Origin of the sequence: Prodigiosinella confusarubida (genome assembly GCF_002847015.1) — a bacterium.
Taxonomy (GTDB): Bacteria; Pseudomonadota; Gammaproteobacteria; order Enterobacterales; family Enterobacteriaceae; genus Prodigiosinella; species Prodigiosinella aquatilis.
The window spans coordinates 4,623,339-4,640,307 of record NZ_CP025085.1; the positions used below are offsets into that span (position 1 = coordinate 4,623,339).

The 16,969-nt window shown below is 36.6% G+C and carries 16 protein-coding genes and 1 pseudogene; 5 read left to right on the forward strand and 12 right to left on the reverse strand.

The genetic code is table 11. The features are described 5' to 3' along the window. The first annotated feature begins 15 nt into the window (after positions 1 to 15). Both CWC46_RS21085 and CWC46_RS21090 read left to right on the forward strand, forming a co-directional pair. Positions 16 to 1,245 (forward strand): integrase domain-containing protein, encoded by a 1,230-nt coding sequence (locus CWC46_RS21085; RefSeq protein ID WP_021014563.1) that lies wholly within the window; start codon positions 16 to 18, stop codon positions 1,243 to 1,245. A gap of 79 nt (positions 1,246 to 1,324) precedes the next feature. Then, a complete protein-coding gene (locus CWC46_RS21090) occupies positions 1,325 to 2,425 on the forward strand; it encodes a hypothetical protein (RefSeq protein WP_021014562.1) in 1,101 nt (366 codons plus the stop codon). Between the two features lie 157 nt (positions 2,426 to 2,582). On the opposite strand, the gene CWC46_RS21095 is transcribed toward CWC46_RS21090, so the two are convergent. Next, positions 2,583 to 4,304, reverse strand: coding sequence for a retron Ec67 family RNA-directed DNA polymerase/endonuclease (locus tag CWC46_RS21095; protein WP_021014561.1), 1,722 nt, complete (start codon positions 4,302 to 4,304; stop codon positions 2,583 to 2,585). A 668-nt stretch (positions 4,305 to 4,972) separates the two neighbouring features. Then, positions 4,973 to 6,285: pseudogene (gene pilV / locus CWC46_RS21100) on the reverse strand (shufflon system plasmid conjugative transfer pilus tip adhesin PilV). A gap of 166 nt (positions 6,286 to 6,451) precedes the next feature. Between pilV and CWC46_RS21105 the strand changes: the two are divergent. Beyond that, positions 6,452 to 7,387, forward strand: coding sequence for an HNH endonuclease (locus CWC46_RS21105; protein ID WP_021014558.1), 936 nt, complete (start codon positions 6,452 to 6,454; stop codon positions 7,385 to 7,387). A 116-nt stretch (positions 7,388 to 7,503) separates the two neighbouring features. Here the strand turns inward: CWC46_RS21105 and CWC46_RS21110 are convergent, their stop codons facing one another. Together CWC46_RS21110 and CWC46_RS21115 are read right to left on the reverse strand one after the other, a co-directional pair. Next, on the reverse strand, positions 7,504 to 7,788 hold the full coding sequence (locus tag CWC46_RS21110; protein WP_021014557.1) for a conjugal transfer protein TraD: 285 nt from the start codon (positions 7,786 to 7,788) through the stop codon (positions 7,504 to 7,506). Then, positions 7,788 to 8,042, reverse strand: coding sequence for a hypothetical protein (locus tag CWC46_RS21115; protein ID WP_021014556.1), 255 nt, complete (start codon positions 8,040 to 8,042; stop codon positions 7,788 to 7,790). Before CWC46_RS21115 ends, CWC46_RS21110 begins: the two co-directional genes overlap by 1 nt. An 810-nt stretch (positions 8,043 to 8,852) precedes the next feature. Here CWC46_RS21115 and mobQ point away from each other — a divergent pair. After that, complete coding sequence (gene mobQ / locus CWC46_RS21120) at positions 8,853 to 10,274, forward strand: MobQ family relaxase (RefSeq protein ID WP_021014555.1); 1,422 nt, start codon at positions 8,853 to 8,855, stop codon at positions 10,272 to 10,274. Positions 10,275 to 10,595: 321 nt separating this feature from the next. Here mobQ and CWC46_RS21125 read toward each other — a convergent pair whose 3' ends face one another. The 4 genes from CWC46_RS21125 to CWC46_RS21140 all read right to left on the reverse strand — a co-directional run bounded on the left by CWC46_RS21125 (position 10,596) and on the right by CWC46_RS21140 (position 13,234). Then, positions 10,596 to 11,429 (reverse strand): hypothetical protein, encoded by an 834-nt coding sequence (locus tag CWC46_RS21125; protein WP_021014554.1) that lies wholly within the window; start codon positions 11,427 to 11,429, stop codon positions 10,596 to 10,598. Continuing rightward, positions 11,429 to 11,824: a hypothetical protein gene (locus CWC46_RS21130; RefSeq protein ID WP_021014553.1), complete on the reverse strand. Its 396-nt coding sequence runs from the start codon at positions 11,822 to 11,824 to the stop codon at positions 11,429 to 11,431. Before CWC46_RS21130 ends, CWC46_RS21125 begins: the two co-directional genes overlap by 1 nt. Before the next feature lie 173 nt (positions 11,825 to 11,997). Further along, positions 11,998 to 12,663: a hypothetical protein gene (locus CWC46_RS21135; protein WP_021014552.1), complete on the reverse strand. Its 666-nt coding sequence runs from the start codon at positions 12,661 to 12,663 to the stop codon at positions 11,998 to 12,000. 16 nt (positions 12,664 to 12,679) lie between these two features. After that, the gene (locus tag CWC46_RS21140; protein ID WP_021014551.1) at positions 12,680 to 13,234 is read right to left on the reverse strand and encodes a lipoprotein; all 555 of its coding nucleotides are present in this window, start codon (positions 13,232 to 13,234) and stop codon (positions 12,680 to 12,682) included. 633 nt (positions 13,235 to 13,867) lie between these two features. Between CWC46_RS21140 and CWC46_RS21145 the strand changes: the two genes are divergently transcribed. Next, positions 13,868 to 14,245, forward strand: coding sequence for a hypothetical protein (locus CWC46_RS21145; protein ID WP_021014550.1), 378 nt, complete (start codon positions 13,868 to 13,870; stop codon positions 14,243 to 14,245). A gap of 985 nt (positions 14,246 to 15,230) precedes the next feature. On the opposite strand, the gene CWC46_RS21150 is transcribed toward CWC46_RS21145, so the two are convergent. From CWC46_RS21150 to CWC46_RS21165, 4 genes are all read right to left on the reverse strand, one after another. Continuing rightward, entirely contained in the window at positions 15,231 to 15,596 is a 366-nt protein-coding gene (locus CWC46_RS21150; RefSeq protein ID WP_021014549.1) for a hypothetical protein, read from the reverse strand. 54 nt (positions 15,597 to 15,650) lie between these two features. Continuing rightward, a complete protein-coding gene (locus CWC46_RS21155; RefSeq protein WP_021014548.1) occupies positions 15,651 to 15,944 on the reverse strand; it encodes a hypothetical protein in 294 nt (97 codons plus the stop codon). Positions 15,945 to 16,019: 75 nt separating this feature from the next. Further along, complete coding sequence (locus CWC46_RS21160) at positions 16,020 to 16,256, reverse strand: hypothetical protein (RefSeq protein ID WP_021014547.1); 237 nt, start codon at positions 16,254 to 16,256, stop codon at positions 16,020 to 16,022. Between the two features lie 138 nt (positions 16,257 to 16,394). Beyond that, positions 16,395 to 16,595, reverse strand: a complete 201-nt coding sequence (locus tag CWC46_RS21165; protein ID WP_021014546.1) for a helix-turn-helix transcriptional regulator — start codon at positions 16,593 to 16,595, stop codon at positions 16,395 to 16,397. Between the last annotated feature and the right edge of the window lie 374 nt (positions 16,596 to 16,969).

A 16,969-nucleotide genomic window follows, 5' to 3' on the forward strand; every position in this document is an offset into this window, starting at 1 on the left:
CTAGAGGGTCCCAAAATGGCAAAACTCGCTAAGAAACTGACTGACACTGAAATCAAAAATACCAAACCTACAGAGAAAGAAATCAACCTCTTCGATGGCGATGGTTTAATGCTACGAATCGCTCCGCTCTCAAAAGGTGGAAAAAAAAAGTGGTATTTCAGGTATCCAGTGCCAGTAACCAAAAAGCGAACAAAAATAAGTCTCGGGACCTACCCCCACCTCACGTTAGCAAGAGCGAGAGCTTTACGTGATGAATACCTGTCTTTACTTGCCAATGGCATCGATCCACAAATCCATAACAGCGATAAAGCCAATGCACTAAAGGATGCTACTGAGCACACGCTACAGGCTGTTGCAAGGAAGTGGTTAGATGAGAAGGTAAAGACAACTGGTATATCTAAAGACCACGCAGAAGACATCTGGCGAAGTCTGGAGCGTAATATTTTCCCCGTTATGGGCAATGTCCCTATCAAAGAGATCAGGCCTAAGATGTTGAAACAACATCTTGACCCTATCGAACAACGTGGTGTGTTAGAAACATTACGGCGTATCATTTCACGACTAAATGAAATTTTTCGCTATGCGGCTACTGAGGAACTCATTGAGTTCAACCCGGCTGACAACCTCGGCCAGCGTTTCAGTAAACCTAAGAAGCAAAATATGCCAGCCTTACCCCCCAGCGAACTACCAAGATTTATGGCTGCTTTAGCTAATGCATCAATCCGTCTTGAAACCCGTATGCTGATTGAATGGCAGTTGCTTACTTGGGTTCGCCCCGGAGAGGCTGTTCGTGCGCGTTGGGCTGACATCGATACAGAGAACAAAATCTGGAACATCCCCCCCGAATTTATGAAAATGAAACGTCCTCATAAGGTGCCGCTCAGCAAAGAAGCTCTTCGTATACTCGAAAATATGCAGCCTATAAGCAGCCATCGTGAATGGATATTTCCCAGCATAAAAACTCCGCTGACCCATATGCATGAGCAAACAGCCAATGCAGCGTTAATCCGTATGGGTTTAGGTGGTGAATTGGTTGCCCACGGTATGCGATCTATCGCAAGGACAGCAGCAGAGGAATGCGGTAAGTTCAGGACAGAAGTTCTTGAATCGGCTTTGGCTCATACCAAAAGCACTGAGATTATAGCCGCTTACAATCGTGCAGAATATCTCGTCGAAAGGGCTGGTCTTATGCAATGGTGGGGGGATTATATTCAAGTACAGAAACATAAGGCTATTGCTGCATGATAGAGATATCAAAGTCATTTTAACAAAAATATCAAGTATAAACTATGGTCTAAAAATAAATTAACTTAAGGTAAGTGAAATGGATCTTAAAATTTTTGCTGAGAACATAAAATCTACTGGATTTATTTTGGAAAATAAAATATCAAAAATATTAATTAATAATAAATGGAATGTGATCAATAACAAATATTACATTGATGATGTAGCAAAAATAGCCAGAGAGATTGATATCATTGCATACAAAGCAACTAAAGTTGAAGATGTTTATGTATATACATCACTTATAGTCAGCTGTAAAAAAAATGATGAAAAGATCTGGGCATTATTGACCAAGGAGCTAAATAAAAATGACCCTAACATTGAGCTTGAACCATTACAGCACTGGTCCAATCATCCTATAATAGATTATCAATTGCAGGAGAATAAATTCATTATAGAGGCAATCCCTACTGGGGATCTATATCAGAAACTATTTGAGCCTAATAAGCAAGTTTTTGCATTCCAAGAAATGTTTAAAAAAAATGGCAGACCTGATAACGACAAGAATATATTTAACTCAATCACGTCACTGATGAAATCACAATCTTATGAAATCAGTTCATTAACTAAAAGAAAAAAAGAGAGATGTGTATATTTCTTTCATTTACTATCATTAATAGACAGCAATTTGATAACACTTGATTGCTCAAATGAACATATTGAAGCCTGCGAGGTTAACTCACAAGTTTATATAAGTAATTATATAATTAATGGGGAGTCAGTTTCATCGAAAATTAATTTTATGACTCCAGATGGCTTTAGTGATTTGATCAAAAGCTACAACTCTCTACACAAGCATTATTGCCAACATATTGCACACTGCTACAATGATTTTTTCACAGACGCACTCGAAAAATCAAGCAAACAGAATATCCTTACCAGTGAATTAAATAAAAAGTTTGGTAGGAAAATTAGAACGCTTATTTATAGAAACCTTAAGATATATGATAAATTTGACATCACAAGAATATCATCTTATAAAAATAATATTCATATTGATATTGAAACCAAAAATGACAAGTTAATTAGTTCATTAAATGAAAATGAAGAAATTAGAAAAGAATTAGTAAAAATGATTGAAGATATTTTTAGAATAACAGTAAATGGAACTGTTGTTTTTGATGATGATATTCCATTTTAACTAAAAACATATTATTGGAGAATTAATTAAATAGGTATATTTACTTGGATCTGACAGGAAATTTTAAACCTAAAGCGAACGAGCAATTATCTGGAACGTCCGCATATATTTGTTCTAGTTAGTCGATCTTGCATACACGGGAAAACGATGAACTTGATCACTTTTTATTTTTATGATGATCCATTATTTCAATAATCGAATCAAATATTGAAGAAAATTTAGAGAAATCAATACTTTTTCTTTGTCTCAAAACCACACCGGTTGCAAATGCTTCCTTGCCATACTCATTTTCTGCGCATTTCTCATTTGTTCTATTAAAAACTTTCCCTTCTAATTTTGTTTGAAGAGTGGGCACATCAAACAAATCCTCCATGGAGCTATCCTTAGATCCATTCAAAGGAGTAAAAACAATATATAGATTTTTGGCGGCCCAAATCCATTTTTGACTCCTCAACTCATCTCTCGACGTCGTTATATTTGGAAATGACTTTCCAATTAATGCTTGAAAGATACCGTTCCCTCCTGCGCTGCCAGAATCATTATCGAGTATCATAATGACAGGGCTCGAGTTTCTGACGGTTTTATAACCCTCAGTTTTTTTATCGAAACTCACCAAAAATTCCTTTAGATGAGAGCTACCGCCATCAAGGTGAAGGAAATATTTAGTTTTAGCACTATTTTTGAAGAATTTTACTTTATAGTCTCGAACAGTTTCATTAGCAACTTTCTTGTCGCCGATTAAATTAGGATATTTATCAGCTAAAGAATTGAGCGCAACCCGCAAGTAGGTAATATCTGTTTTACCTTCAGTTAAAATAGTTGGAATGGTATTTGCGCAAAATGCTGTGTAGTAAATAAATTTAGAGTATATTCTTTCTCTTTTATTAAGTGTCAATTTTTTATTATGAGGGAAGGTATTATTGTGTTTATCAAGGGAGTCTATAAAGCCGAGCATACCTGCAAGCTCATTAATCTTTCCGACTCTCTTTTCATGCGTTTTCTTATCAATAAGATGAAATTCCCCATCGATAAAAAGGCGATGAGCCATTGCTCTAACTTTTCGAGCATATTTATCATCGACATTAACGAATTTATTGACTGTCAAACCAGTAACTTCTTGTCTGCACTTTGTATCAAGCAATCTGATCTTTCTTTCATTTAAAGAAAACCCTGAAGATGTAATTTCTTTTATAAATCTTTTGTTTAGCTTGACTAAATCATCTTCATGTGAAGTTATTATATTTTTGGGGAAAATAGATTTATTTGTTGAGATAGTTATATCATCAGCATATCGAGTATAAGTACAACCAGCATTTCTACATATTTTATTTAGACGTTGATCTAAGGAAAGTAAAATAAGATTTGTTATAACAGGTGAACATGGACTACCTTGAGGCAGTTTGTTATTATAACAAGCAATTTTCGCTATTAAATTACATATGGATTCATTTAATAAAAATTTATTATTTTTTAAAAAATAACCCCGTACGCGACCAAAATTAAATTCATCAAAAAAATTACTCAAATCCAGATTTAGCACTCTTTTTTTTTGCTTATGCTTCTCTGCATTTGAGATTATGCTTCGGTTTCTCTCAAAACCATGAGATAAATTATTTTCTAACTTTAATGACTCTCGGATGTTTTCCAAGCAATCCTGAAGCAAGTTAGATAGTTTACTTTGTATTTCTTTAAGCTCTGAATCAGGAGAAGATATTACACGATCACTCCCATTTTTCTTTTTGATAGTGAATTGACTATACAGCTTATCAGTATTTCGGATATAAATAACACGAGTAAGAAAAACGGGATCAACGCCTAATAGACGAGAAAAATCAGGTTTTGAATAGCATTCTTTTAATTTTTCAAGACGGGTAGCCATTACTGCTCCTAGAGTAGCGGTGTGCAGGTACTCTTATGCACTTTTACAATATTCTAAGCAGATTATGCTATGAGAATCATAGCAGGCGAGAGCTTCTGCCCTTTAAATCAAGAATTGCGAAACACAATTCAAAAATCTGCCTGCACACCAGCTAGAAATATTCCATAGAAAAAATTTACTTTCAATGTTTTTTTCCAATTTCATTACTTACAAGCAAATAAATTGTTAAACAGCTCATGATATTGTTTACTTTTTGAACAGAAAGCCAAGCCATCTGAGTTTACATTTTCTACCTTCAGATAGAGCCATCGATAATCCTCACTGAACGTAGCCGCCAGTCCTCGTTAACGTCAAACTAACATCTGTTATTCACCCGTTGCTGAACATCAGATACAATCAAGTGTTAACACAAAAAATTATCGGATCAAACTTAATATCTTTCAGATAATGATTAAAAAAGAGGTTCATACATCTGTTATCACAGTTTAAAAGCTTTGGGGTTTATATGGTCTTCTTCAAGTTGTGGTGTATATTTTAGGATGTCTTTTTTTTTAAATTTTCTTTTAACTTTGTTTTAAATCTATTCTCATAATCAATCATATAAGATGGCTTAATGCAGACAATTTAAATGGGCTTTGACCCTTTTAGCATAATAAAGACTATATCTACTAACTACACGCCGTTGCTGACCATGATGCAGAATAAACCATATGGCATTTTTCCCAGTTTGCACACGATTCGCAGGAAGGTGTCGTGACTCTAGCCCAGCCGGTTTGTAAGGTGCAATAATTGCCATAGTTAGAACCTCCCGGTTGCGTCCAGTAGAGTGCTACAGGGATTTTATTCGCTGAACATACAGGATTAGTCCCGCAAATAACTTCTACCTTTCCACCTGAACCCCAAACACCGGATTGACAAGACAGCATATCCCCTGCATTTGAGCGGCCAATAAGTCCATTGGGTGAGCAAACAGCACCAGATACAGCAATCCTATTTATCTGAACATACTCATCTGATGTGATGCGTCCTGTCGACTGGATATAACCGGAATAAACACGCTTACTTTTAATATCTGCAGTCGTATTGATATTGCCGGTGGCGTTAATAACATTATTAACCTGAACAATACCGCCATAGGTTGAAGCACCACTTACCGATAAGGTAGATCTTACTTCTACAGGGCCAGCCAAAGTCGAATTCCCTACAACGGTTACGGCACCGCTAACATCGGTTGATCCTGTCGATTTTAATATCTCCGCCCTCACAGTGCCTGCAGCGGTAATATCTTTGACGTTGTTAATACTTTTTCCGCCCATATTCAGATCTCCCGTCATTAGCAATGTGCCATCACGACGTAGGTAAACTGAATACATTGAGGAACCTATCCTACACGGTAGGCCAACAAGCCCGCTGCATTTATCCCGGCATAATTGCTTTGGTTCTCGGTCCATTGACTACCAAAGCCAGATGCAACAAAAGCGGATTTTGTCATACCGCTTTCAATGCCTGCAGCTTGCATGGCTTTGCCTAACAAGTCATAACGAACACGGTTTCCTTCTGACCAAGGCAACGTAGTAATGATGAGGCCATTGATAACATAGTTAGGTGTGGTGCCAGCGCGTTTTAACAAAATCTTGTAAGAGGGCTTCTGCACGCTAATGCCGGTATACCCCGCAGGCAACAGCCCTTCATTTACCAACGTCTGATACGTAATTTCACAGCCATTAGCCGAACAGGTTCTTGAACCCGGATCGCTGGTCTGGGTGCTACTGGAAGACAGCGTTGAAAGTTTGTCAAAGCGAATGCGGATATAGCGGTTAGTCGCCTCCCCTATCTGCTTCATTTGTGATCCTACGGTATTCACCGTAATGGTTTCCTGATCGTTCTTCATGTCCTGAAACTTCAAGAAAGCCATTGCAGTGCCAATACCTAAAACCAATGTTATTTCCAATAAGGAAAAAATTTTTCTATGTTTAATCATTTTCCCATCGTCCTTTTTTATTTTCATGAACCATTTAATTAAAAGAAACAAAATAACGGTCAAGATATAGATATTTTTTTCATTTCAGTTAAAATAGAAATGATTTACACTGATTTGTATAAAAACAGCTTTCAATTTAATAATTAAAATTAAATAAGGATTGTTAATGGAAAAAGCCACCGCGATTTATAAGAACATAGGTTATGAAACCATGCAGTATCTGCATGAAAGCTTTGTTAATTCTGTTTTGTATGATATAAATGAAAAAGGTTGTTATCAAAAATTAGAGTTAGATAACGGTTGCTCTATTCGTTTCACAAAATGGCGCGGTGGAGTAATGCCATTTTATATAATACTTTTCAACCCCAAAGGGAAATACATATTTGAGTTAGATCTATCCATGATCATCTATAATAATGAGATCTATGAATGGCATCTTAAACCCCCACAAAACAAAACAACCCTTAATGTAGTCAGTAAAGAGATGAATGGAGTTATAAAATTACCAAAAGAATATATTAACCACGTGAAGAACTTAAAAAAAATAATTTCTTCAGGAACAAATACACCAAAGAATGGATTTTATTTTTTGTCTAATGCTTCATGGGATTCACTCACAATAAATCTCCTAAAATTAATTAGTTCGGTATTTAATGGTCACAAGTTATTGGGTTTAACAATCAATAGTCAATTTATTGAAACCAAAGAAGCTCCTAATGATAATATCGATGAATATCAAAATCAGCGTAGACATCCACGGAAAGGGCAGACTCAGCTTAAGCAGAGGCTTCTTGAGGTTTATGATGCCATATGTTGTATTACTGGATGTTCTACTCTTGAAGTATTAGAAGCAGCACACATACTCAGCCATGCAGATAGTGGAGTCAATGACTCTGAAAATGCCCTCTTACTGAGAGCAGACATTCATATACTTTTTGACAGAAATCTATTAAAGATATCACCTAAAAGCTTAAAACTTTTTTTGGATAAATCACTGAAAGATACTGAATATTGGAACCTAAATGGAAAATTACTGAGAAAAAGAAATGATGGTAGACGACCATCTTTTGAATACTTAAATATTCGTTGGGAAAACAATTAAATTAGCTAGGATAAGCTCCAACTACCGCGCCCTCAGGGGCTTGCTCAATAGCTCACCGACCTAAAACCAAGTTTTAGGCCGGTTCACCATTCGGACGTAAAATAAATAAAGTAAAATTATTTTTTGGAATTATTTAAAACACTTTCGATATAGAATTGGCCCTGTTCTCTATAAACCTGAGCATCACACCCATGAAGATTGGGTATGTTAAGTAAAATCCCAAAGACCAATTCCTTATCTACATAACCAATATCACATCCTAAGACTTTGGCAACCTCTGCGCCGAAAATAATTTTTTGACGGGTTATATCTTTTTTAGTTTGTTGTTTCTTTTTGGCTTCTAAAAAGTATAATCTCTCCTGAGTCGAAGCAATTTGTTGTTTGATATCTTTTGTTGTCATCATTTATCTCCCCAATGTTTTTTCTTGTTAGAGTAAGGAACGTTCGCATAGTCATAACCATTATCAATTTTTTTCTTGATTGATTTTATCTTAAACTTGAACTGCTGCTTAATCTGGCGCTGTCTTGCTTGTTCCCTTATATTAACTACTATTTTCTCTGCTTCTAAATACGCTTGTTCTGTATCAGTATAGATCCCATCATTAAGAAGTCTCTTCGCTTCCCACTCAATGGCCTCATCGTTGTTTTTATACATTAAACCTCCTTGTATTTGTTGTTCATTATCCTTTACCACATTTTTGAAAATTATCAATACAGTAAGATTGTTTTATTTAATGCAATGAAATTTTATTAAGGAGTTAGTGTAATCACTCATATATGAGTGTTAACGTTGATTAATAGTTTATATATATCCATTAAATAAGCATAGCAGTTTGATCAGTTAATATAGATAGATATAATTATGTTGTGATGGTAAATTTAGTAACACTATACAATAATAATCACTAACTACTTTGCCTAATACTCACCACGTTACTTAAGTTGTATCGTTAGTGTTTTTATTTTTATCTTTTTTTGTTTCGTTGAAAATATCCTATTGACCTGTAAATTGTGCAACAGGGAAAACTATCTTCTACACCTGTTATTTTCTTATTGTCGTGTCTTCCCGCCTTACGGCGGGATAAATTAACACTTCCCTTGTCCTTCAGATGCTATCTAAACCTAATCTAGGTAATATCACGGAATACTTCGCCCTTTTATCCAGATAACGCCGCTTAATTTGGCGTTTTGTTTGGTTCTGGTTTTACAATCGTAAATATATTTCGTATTAATAAAGTAAGCTGTTTTTACATTGTTAGAAAAAACAATGCCCACTTATACACTCACTTCGTGAGCGTGTGGGCCCTACCGGGGGTTGCCTGCCGCAGGCTAACACCGTTTCCTTCGGAAACAACGTCAACGTCAACGTCAACCCCTAAGTTTTTCTTACGAAAAACTAACGGCAACAAAGTTATCGTTGCGTTTTATATTTTGGTTTTATTTTATATTGAGGTTGTATAAGTTAATGGCAATATTTCATCTGGAGTTTAAAATTGTGAAACGTTCTGAGGGTATGTCTTCCTGTAGGAAGGCAGCCTATCATGCGCGTTGCAGAATAACAGATGAACGCACAGGCAATACCTACGATTTCAGCCACAGAACAGATTTATTCCATCATCTTATATTAGCGCAGGTTTCCGCACCTGCTCATATTGTTGAAAACTCGACAGCATTGTGGAATGAAGTTGAAAGGGTTGAGCGTCAAAAAGACGGACAAACAGCCCGCTATTTTGACGTGGCTATTCCCTGTGAACTGAACAATGAAGACAAGATAAAACTGGTTGTTGAATACTGCCAGAAGAATTTCGTTGATAAGGGAATGATTGCCGATATCGCCTTCCACGATCTTGATAGTAATAATCCCCATGCACATGTGATGTTGACATTAAAACCGATCACAGCTGATGGCTTCGGCAAAAAAGAAAGAAGCTGGAACGACAAGAAAAACGTGCTCCTGTGGCGTGAAGCGTGGTCTGCTCTTGCCAATCGCTATCTTGAAGCGTCAGGCGTGTCAGAACTAATTGATCATCGTTCTATTGAGGCTCAACATAATGAAGCCTTGGAAAACGCTGCTATTACCTTGGATGCGGAAGAAAAAGCTCTATGGCTTGCCAAGGCAACAGCAACCAGCCGCCCGGCTATGCAACGTATTCATCGTGCCAAGTGGAACAGCAAGCAGGTTCAGGAAAAACGTGCGGCAGAACAGGCTGTACGTGATGAGATCAAACAGGAAGCACAGGCTACATACAACACTTTCAAAGAGTTGGATCTTCAGATCGTTGTTGACCTCAGAAGTTTCACCGTATCCGAGCTTCCTGAACCTGTTGAAATCGTATTGCCTGAAATACAACCTCGAACAGAGTTCTCTGAAACAGGTTCGCAGTCGTCATCATCGGAAGGCCAAAAACCCGTTCTGGCTGGCCCTGCTCCCCATACACGCACTAAATTGAAAACCTCATCCTCTTCAACTGCCAGAGCGATTAAACGCGCTCCTGTTAAAAGTAAGAGGAAGCAGGTTAAGCCCCGTCAGAGTAATGTGTTCAAGCGTTTCACCCTACTGGTGGTTGAATATATAAGGGAGAAATTCGTCTGGGCCAAGAAGAAGCCCACTATGTTCCCTTCTGATGTTGAACACGATAAACGTATTGCTGAAAATTACGTCTTTGATGAGGTGCAGGGGATCTATGTGCCACGCGCTGAGTATGAAAGCCGCGCAAGGTTTAACAGCGATGACTACAAGCCAACCAAAGATGAGAGCGGGCGTTTCCCAAGTCGTCCGAAGAACTATAAGGCTGATGTTGATAATAGTCTGGATCTTACCCCATCCATACCTAGAAAAAACAGCGCCCCAAGGTTAGGGCCACTGGGGTATCGTTGTAGAGGGTAATCATTAAGATTTGATTTTTATTATCAAAAGTAGTATGATAGAAAAATATTAGTTTTTATTTATAGCTGATATGTATTATCGAGTAGTGGTGTTAATCTGGACTCAAGTGTTTGACTTCTATCATGCGCTTCCGTAGGGACTACATAACTACTCAAAATGTGATGGTAAGTACTTGGATGTTAGTGTTGGATTAGATCTTGCGCTTCATAGGGGGACTATAGTCACATTGCGATAACACAATCCGCTATTAAATAGTAAGTAGGTTTTTAAATAAACCTATTCTAAGAGGGGCAATGTTAATATCATTGCTCCTCTTAGTTTTTATGACATATAATCACTTGAAAACATATTTATATGAGTTCTTGCTGAGATAGATTGCTGTTCATCGTGGCAATTAGAAAACACCCCTTCTATCATAATATTTTCACGATCTGTATACTTAACATTAAAATGTCTCTCATAATCAAGTAAATGACCGAATCTATACTTAGAGGATACCTCGCATAAAAAATTATGTCTTTTTAACTCTGTAGTCTCTTGACGAGAATGCACTTCCGTTCCAAATGCAAACCAATGGTCTTTGTCATCAACGTAGTTAATTTCTTTCTTTTTACGTTTCCCTCTATGTAATGGTTTTTTTGTTATATCTTTAACGTTTCTTATTTGATTTTGAATCTCGTCCCAATCAGCTATGTCAGAGTATCTTTTTATACTGACATAAACATTATGAAGCTCTTCTTTTTTGAAATTACGTAATGGTAGTCTTAATAATGGAAGATGATCCTGAAGTAACGATTTGATGTAAAAAAACACCCTAAATGAAATCATTATCTTTTGCTCTAAATATTGTTTGAGCGTAATCCCTTCATTATTAGCATAATGACCAATATTAACGATTATAAAATATAGGCCATACTTACTATTTATGCTCTCATAAATGCCGTTATCACATAGCAATATTATCCCATTAACGCTAAGATCAATATTTCCTAACTCTTTTATACATTCAAACGATGCGTTTTTTGTATAATTTAAAATACCAATGTTTGCCGATTCTGATCTTGACGAGAGAAAATCCTTGGGATAAATATTTTTATCATTATCTAAAATTTGTACTATGTTCCGATCTTTAGTGACAAAATATATCCCAATCATTATTTCCCCATTAATTTAGTCAAAACATCAACAGGAATTGTTATTTTTTCTCTATCCTCTTTAGATAATCCACCAAGAGCGATGAAGAAATTTATTGTGGCATCCCTTGATGAAAGATTATTTTTTTCCTTATTGACTTGATCTTTCTTAAAATCTTCCCCATTTGGAATTAGCCCTACATATTCTTTTCTATTTTCATCACGATAAATATAGGCATCTAAAACATCCAAATGCTCTTTAATCCATTCTAATGTTTTTTTATCTCCAATAATATCTTTTATTGATTTAAAATGACTGCCTAATGAACTAATTAGATATGGCCTTTTATTTTCATTCCAAAAAAGATATATTCTCTCTTTTATTTCATGGATCAGATTACTTTCTGACTCGTTCATTTCAACGCCTCATCTAAGAAAAAATAAAAATCAATCAAATCGGAATTATACCTTTACATATTGATAATAGCAACTATTGTTTTAATAATGGGTGTGGTTTAGATTTTTATTATTGTAGATAAAATAAAAGGCAAACACATATATGTATTCACCTTTTACAATTAAACTAATTCCTACCAGTCAGATCCTGCCTCATCATCTTTTTTTAATGCATCACGATAACGCTGCTGTTCAACAATGCTCAGACTTGGATCAAGCAAAACACTTGCGCCCTTCACAGCAACATCATAATCGATTTGAGATTGTGTCTCATATTCTTTGGTAGGCTGATAATAATCCGGTTGTGCCGTTGATGATAGCGCAGAATGACCAGCATAAGACTTATTGCCAGCACAACCGAGATAAGCCAGCAGACAGGCACACAAGAAGAACAACGTCCACACCACATTGTATCCATGAAGCGTGTATCCACTGCCATTCACATCTGAAAACACGCCGTGAAACCTAATGGCATAGACAATCAGGAATGATGAAAGGATAACAGCCCGACTTTTCCCGACGGTTAAATGCTTACGCATAAATCTCACGGTTGGCACCAACATCACCACAAACAGCCCAATAGCAACAAACACCAGCCATATAGGGAAAAGTCCGTATTTTTGTGTGGTGTTCTGCGATACCGTCACCAGAGATATGACTAAGAAGGCGTTCAGCAGAAAAAGCCTCAATGCCATCGATACCTTAACCTTCTTTGATACCTTATGTATAAACAGCATCGGTGCCAGTGATGGTATGTTCATCAGCAGACCGATGAAAAGCATCCCATAGATAGAGTTCATAGCGTTCTTCCTGTAATTACCGAGCTGTCCAGCCGTTATTGGTTTTCACCAGAACAATTTTGGCTTCTTCTGATTCAGCCATCCCCTTGACGCCAGAGAACGCATTTTTATCAACCCAGCCCGGAACGCCATCAAGTTTCCACGTATAGGTCACTTGCGTAATTTTAGCGCCATTACCCTCACTCGGTTCAGTCCAACTGGTGATCTCAGCAACAACACGATGACCAACACAGGCACCTTCCTCACGGTTCCAAAACTCAACCTCTTGTCCTTTGTCTGTTATCTCTAATACATCAACGCTACCAAATCCGTTAGGTTGCTGCGAAACATTGAGCAGCCCCTGTTCAGCAAGCCCGTTCAGGATTTCATCGCTGGCATTGTATCCAGCAGAACGGTAGCCATGATTAACCTTTACTGGAAAACCTTTGTTGAACGCAAAGTCATTATTCTGCAGTGAGTAGCACACCTTTGATTTTGAAATTTTCTCGTTGATAGCCTTTTCAAACTCGCCTTTCTCACCACATCCCGCCAACAAAAGAGCTGCAGAAGCAACGAGCAAAATCTTCTTCATCTTCCTATCCATCCTGATAATCAACAATGCTGTTATGTAGAGGTAGTCTGCTGCGTGCCTGTATTCGTTAAAGCTTGTTCTTACTGGCATAACGCAGCAAAACCACCTGATTAACCAATTGATAGGATTCAATTATTTTTGTGTACCGTCATATCGTTTGTAACGATCAAAATCAAATTAACGATAGTTATTACCTATCATTAAATATATATCGATCGATTATATCAATTAACACACCGATCGAAAAAACGTTATTCATCGTTATAAACTATCAATATTAATTTATCGATCTGTAATACCGATCATTTTCTTGCTAGATGAATCGTTACTGGATAAAGTGAGCGGAAGGACCTCAGGACCGTTTACACGCTGGTTCATGGGGATAGAACATCAAACCCTATAACCAACAGCCAGCACTGTTCTATGGCCTTGGCGTAGGTTTTATTAATGCAACATCAGGGAAAACAACAGTGAAGGATGCCGCTAGCTGATTAGATAAAAAAACTCACAGGCTTTTAATAAGCGGCTTTCTTCACTATTGATTAACACAAACTTTAATAGCCAGATGCGGCACAACGCTGGCCCCGGATTCTTTGCACCTATTTTTACGTTTACTGTTTATATGGAGTTAACATGAAAAAACTGTTTATCGCTGCGTTGGTGATCCTGCCTCTTACCGCTTGCACTACCTATGGCAACAAATCCCTTAAAGATGAATCCCAACAAACCGTAAAAAACAAAATCGTTAAAGGGAAAACAACCCAGCAAGATGTTATTAATGCATTCGGGGAACCACAAACGCGAGCCACCACTGATGGTCAGGAAATGTGGTCCTATTCCAGCATGTCAGGCGAGACTCAGATCTCAAACTACATTCCCGGTCTGGCCCTGCTGAAGAACAGCAACACCGCTCACATGAAATCCTTAGAGATCTGGTTCAAGGGAAATGTTGTTGACCGATATAATTTCAGCCAGACGGCGAGTAAGGTTTCTAAGGGATTGTTGGATTAACGAATTACGACCAAATATATTTTTTCCTAGTTTTACTTTTAATTTATTGGTGCCTTTAAAATGGCACCTATTTATTTTATTATCTCATGGCATAACTTATTATAAATGAGTTTACCTTGCGCGTGCCCCCGAAAGGGGACTTCACCCAAGGTTTCACCTCCTGAAATTTCTGACGAAAAAGTCAAAAATCGATCAGGATTGGCGAGAACCAAGATGAAAATATATGACTTCACCCAAGTTGATCTGGCTTAGAGTTCTGGATCGTTTCCAACACAGGACACCCTACGACACTCCCAGATTCGCCCATGCAGATAAAATGTATTGCTATCCCCTATTTATGCTGTTAAGCAAAGGTAGGGCTTTCTCATAGCCATTCCATTACAATTTCATTTATCTGTTTAGAGCTTCGCTTCGAGTTGGTATTTCGTCGCTCCCCCTTCTATACCTACAATCAACAAACATACGGACAACTCTTGTAAGCGACTCGCGCTCAATGACTCCACATATGCAGACCTGATACAAAGGCTATTAATTTGATTGCTTTTGAGGACTGCGAAGCTTTTAGAAATGGTATTTGAAGTTTGTAAAAAGTTGCGATTTAGATTTGACAAATATAAGTTGATTGGGTAATACTTTATTTATATTTGTAATCAGTTCTTGCTTAACTCGATTACAAGGCTTCAAAAGTCGGCAAAACTTTTTTAGTCCTTAGAAAGTCAGATATCATAGTCTGACTTTTTTGTATCTTTATTCTATTTAACCGATATATATTATTCGTCAAGAGAAAGTCAAAAATATTTAGCATTATTTCAAAATAACAGACGTAGTGTGACAATATTATCGCTTCCTAAGCTCTTTAATATAATAAAGTATCAGATTGGATTTTTCTATACATAAACATAACATGGAATTCATCAATCATTTTTAACCTCTCAGTTATCTTATCTAGATTATTTCCCTCTCAACGAGGGAATACATTCACTACTTAATGCCGATTTACTGTCATTTTAAGTTTCCAATAAATAGGATCATCATTTGGATCCTGTTTTATGTTTTTTAACACAAGAGCGATGATATTCTCTTGGTGCCAATACAAAATTTCTTCTTTTAAATCATCAATGTTAATGTCAGATATGTCTTTATATTCATTATTTTTTTCACACACTTCAACTTCATGCGCAATCAGAACATCATAAAGTATCTCTGAATGTTTCTTCCCTAATAAAATAGTCATCGCTGTTTCAGGCTCATTAACCGAGATGTTATAAATCATGTCGCAATATCCATGCAATACATTTGCAATAAGATGTATTGCTGTTTCATTTTTCTCATTTAATACAATCTCTTTCATATTGAATCCTTTTGTCAGGTTGATTATTAGCCCCTTGCGGGGCAACGTTAAAACTTACTTTCTAAAACTATTCGAATACCACACCAACATTACCGCGACATGTTCAATGTCCACTTCGGAAATATCACCACAATCCCCTTCTTGGGTTGTAAACTTCTCAAAGTTATTACTGATATAATCAATCACATTCAGAATAAAGGGACTCATAAAATCAGGATCATCAACAAACTCAGACATATTTCCTGCATAATACTTTTGCATATATTTCCAGCTTGCTTCAAACGATCTTTTTGCGAGATCGAAGAACAGTTTTGTAGATTTATTTTCAACTTTATTATTTTTAGTCATAATTAACCCTCACTTTTATATGATTACTTGAAATTCATTTAATTTTAACCCCCGAATAGGGGGTAAATAAAAAAACTACTTTTTATAAACTAGATTTATGATTACAGATCCATATTCTAAATCCATTTCGTCAACTAAATCATTATTCACATGCCTATTTAAAGTGTCTAACAAGTTTTTATCCTTCATGATTTCCTCAATGGAATAACCACTCAACGTAACAAAAACATTGAAGCTGTCTTGGATAACCCTAAGTGTTTTAGGAGTTTTTTCACATACCATGCTTACTAATATTGATATATTGCCATTCATTTTTTTTATCCTTTTTTGATAATAAGATTCCCTGCATAAAAATGCATTATGCTTTTCAGTGTAGGGGGGTGATTATTAAAATAAATTATTTAACGTTTTACATAAAACCTCCTCATCGTATTAATAGTGTATTTTGCATTACGCTGCATGTTTACGTGATAACTGAATAATATTTTCAATCCATTCATCGATTTCACTTTCAACAAAAGCGCTGGCTCTTATTCCAATCTTAATCGGCTCTGGGAAATCGCCCCTGCTGATAAGTCGATAAATCCATGCTTTGCTATATCCCGTTTTATTCATCACTTCCGGTAGGCGAATAAGTCTTCTTGCTGTCATATATTTCTCCGTTGTTGTTTCGATGAATGTAGTATCTGCAGATCGCTTATGACGATCAACCATCAAAAAGCACGAATTGATCAAGAGGTGGGGTATTTTTAAGCAGATTAAAGATGGGAGTAGCGAGAGCCAGTTGCCGTGGGCTTTGAAGCATTTTTGCAAAAAGTGCTATTTTTTCGTCTTCCTTGAAGATGCTTGATATTATCATAATTATCAATAAGTTAATTTCACGCAGTTTAAATTCTGTACTATCACCTATTATTCATCTTGCTTGAGGAAACGAAAAGTCTTGGGTAGGTGTATCACCATCGAATCTTAAATAGGTTATCTCTGACCATAATAGATTTTGATGCTTGTTGTGAGTTGTGAGTTCA

Bases quoted from the DNA above. Each gene is read 5' to 3' on its own strand.
- CWC46_RS21155 (WP_021014548.1), bottom strand. From the start codon at position 15,944: ATGACTAAAAATAATAAAGTTGAAAATAAATCTACAAAACTGTTCTTC.
- CWC46_RS21140 (WP_021014551.1), bottom strand. From the start codon at position 13,234: ATGAAGAAGATTTTGCTCGTTGCTTCTGCAGCTCTTTTGTTGGCGGGA.
- CWC46_RS21135 (WP_021014552.1), bottom strand. From the start codon at position 12,663: ATGAACTCTATCTATGGGATGCTTTTCATCGGTCTGCTGATGAACATA.
- CWC46_RS21160 (WP_021014547.1), bottom strand. From the start codon at position 16,256: ATGAATGGCAATATATCAATATTAGTAAGCATGGTATGTGAAAAAACT.
- CWC46_RS21150 (WP_021014549.1), bottom strand. From the start codon at position 15,596: ATGAAAGAGATTGTATTAAATGAGAAAAATGAAACAGCAATACATCTT.
- CWC46_RS21115 (WP_021014556.1), bottom strand. From the start codon at position 8,042: ATGTATAAAAACAACGATGAGGCCATTGAGTGGGAAGCGAAGAGACTT.
- CWC46_RS21105 (WP_021014558.1), top strand. From the start codon at position 6,452: ATGGAAAAAGCCACCGCGATTTATAAGAACATAGGTTATGAAACCATG.
- CWC46_RS21165 (WP_021014546.1), bottom strand. From the start codon at position 16,595: ATGACAGCAAGAAGACTTATTCGCCTACCGGAAGTGATGAATAAAACG.
- CWC46_RS21085 (WP_021014563.1), top strand. From the start codon at position 16: ATGGCAAAACTCGCTAAGAAACTGACTGACACTGAAATCAAAAATACC.
- CWC46_RS21130 (WP_021014553.1), bottom strand. From the start codon at position 11,824: ATGAACGAGTCAGAAAGTAATCTGATCCATGAAATAAAAGAGAGAATA.
- mobQ (WP_021014555.1), top strand. From the start codon at position 8,853: ATGGCAATATTTCATCTGGAGTTTAAAATTGTGAAACGTTCTGAGGGT.
- CWC46_RS21145 (WP_021014550.1), top strand. From the start codon at position 13,868: ATGAAAAAACTGTTTATCGCTGCGTTGGTGATCCTGCCTCTTACCGCT.
- CWC46_RS21095 (WP_021014561.1), bottom strand. From the start codon at position 4,304: ATGGCTACCCGTCTTGAAAAATTAAAAGAATGCTATTCAAAACCTGAT.
- CWC46_RS21110 (WP_021014557.1), bottom strand. From the start codon at position 7,788: ATGACAACAAAAGATATCAAACAACAAATTGCTTCGACTCAGGAGAGA.
- CWC46_RS21125 (WP_021014554.1), bottom strand. From the start codon at position 11,429: ATGATTGGGATATATTTTGTCACTAAAGATCGGAACATAGTACAAATT.
- CWC46_RS21090 (WP_021014562.1), top strand. From the start codon at position 1,325: ATGGATCTTAAAATTTTTGCTGAGAACATAAAATCTACTGGATTTATT.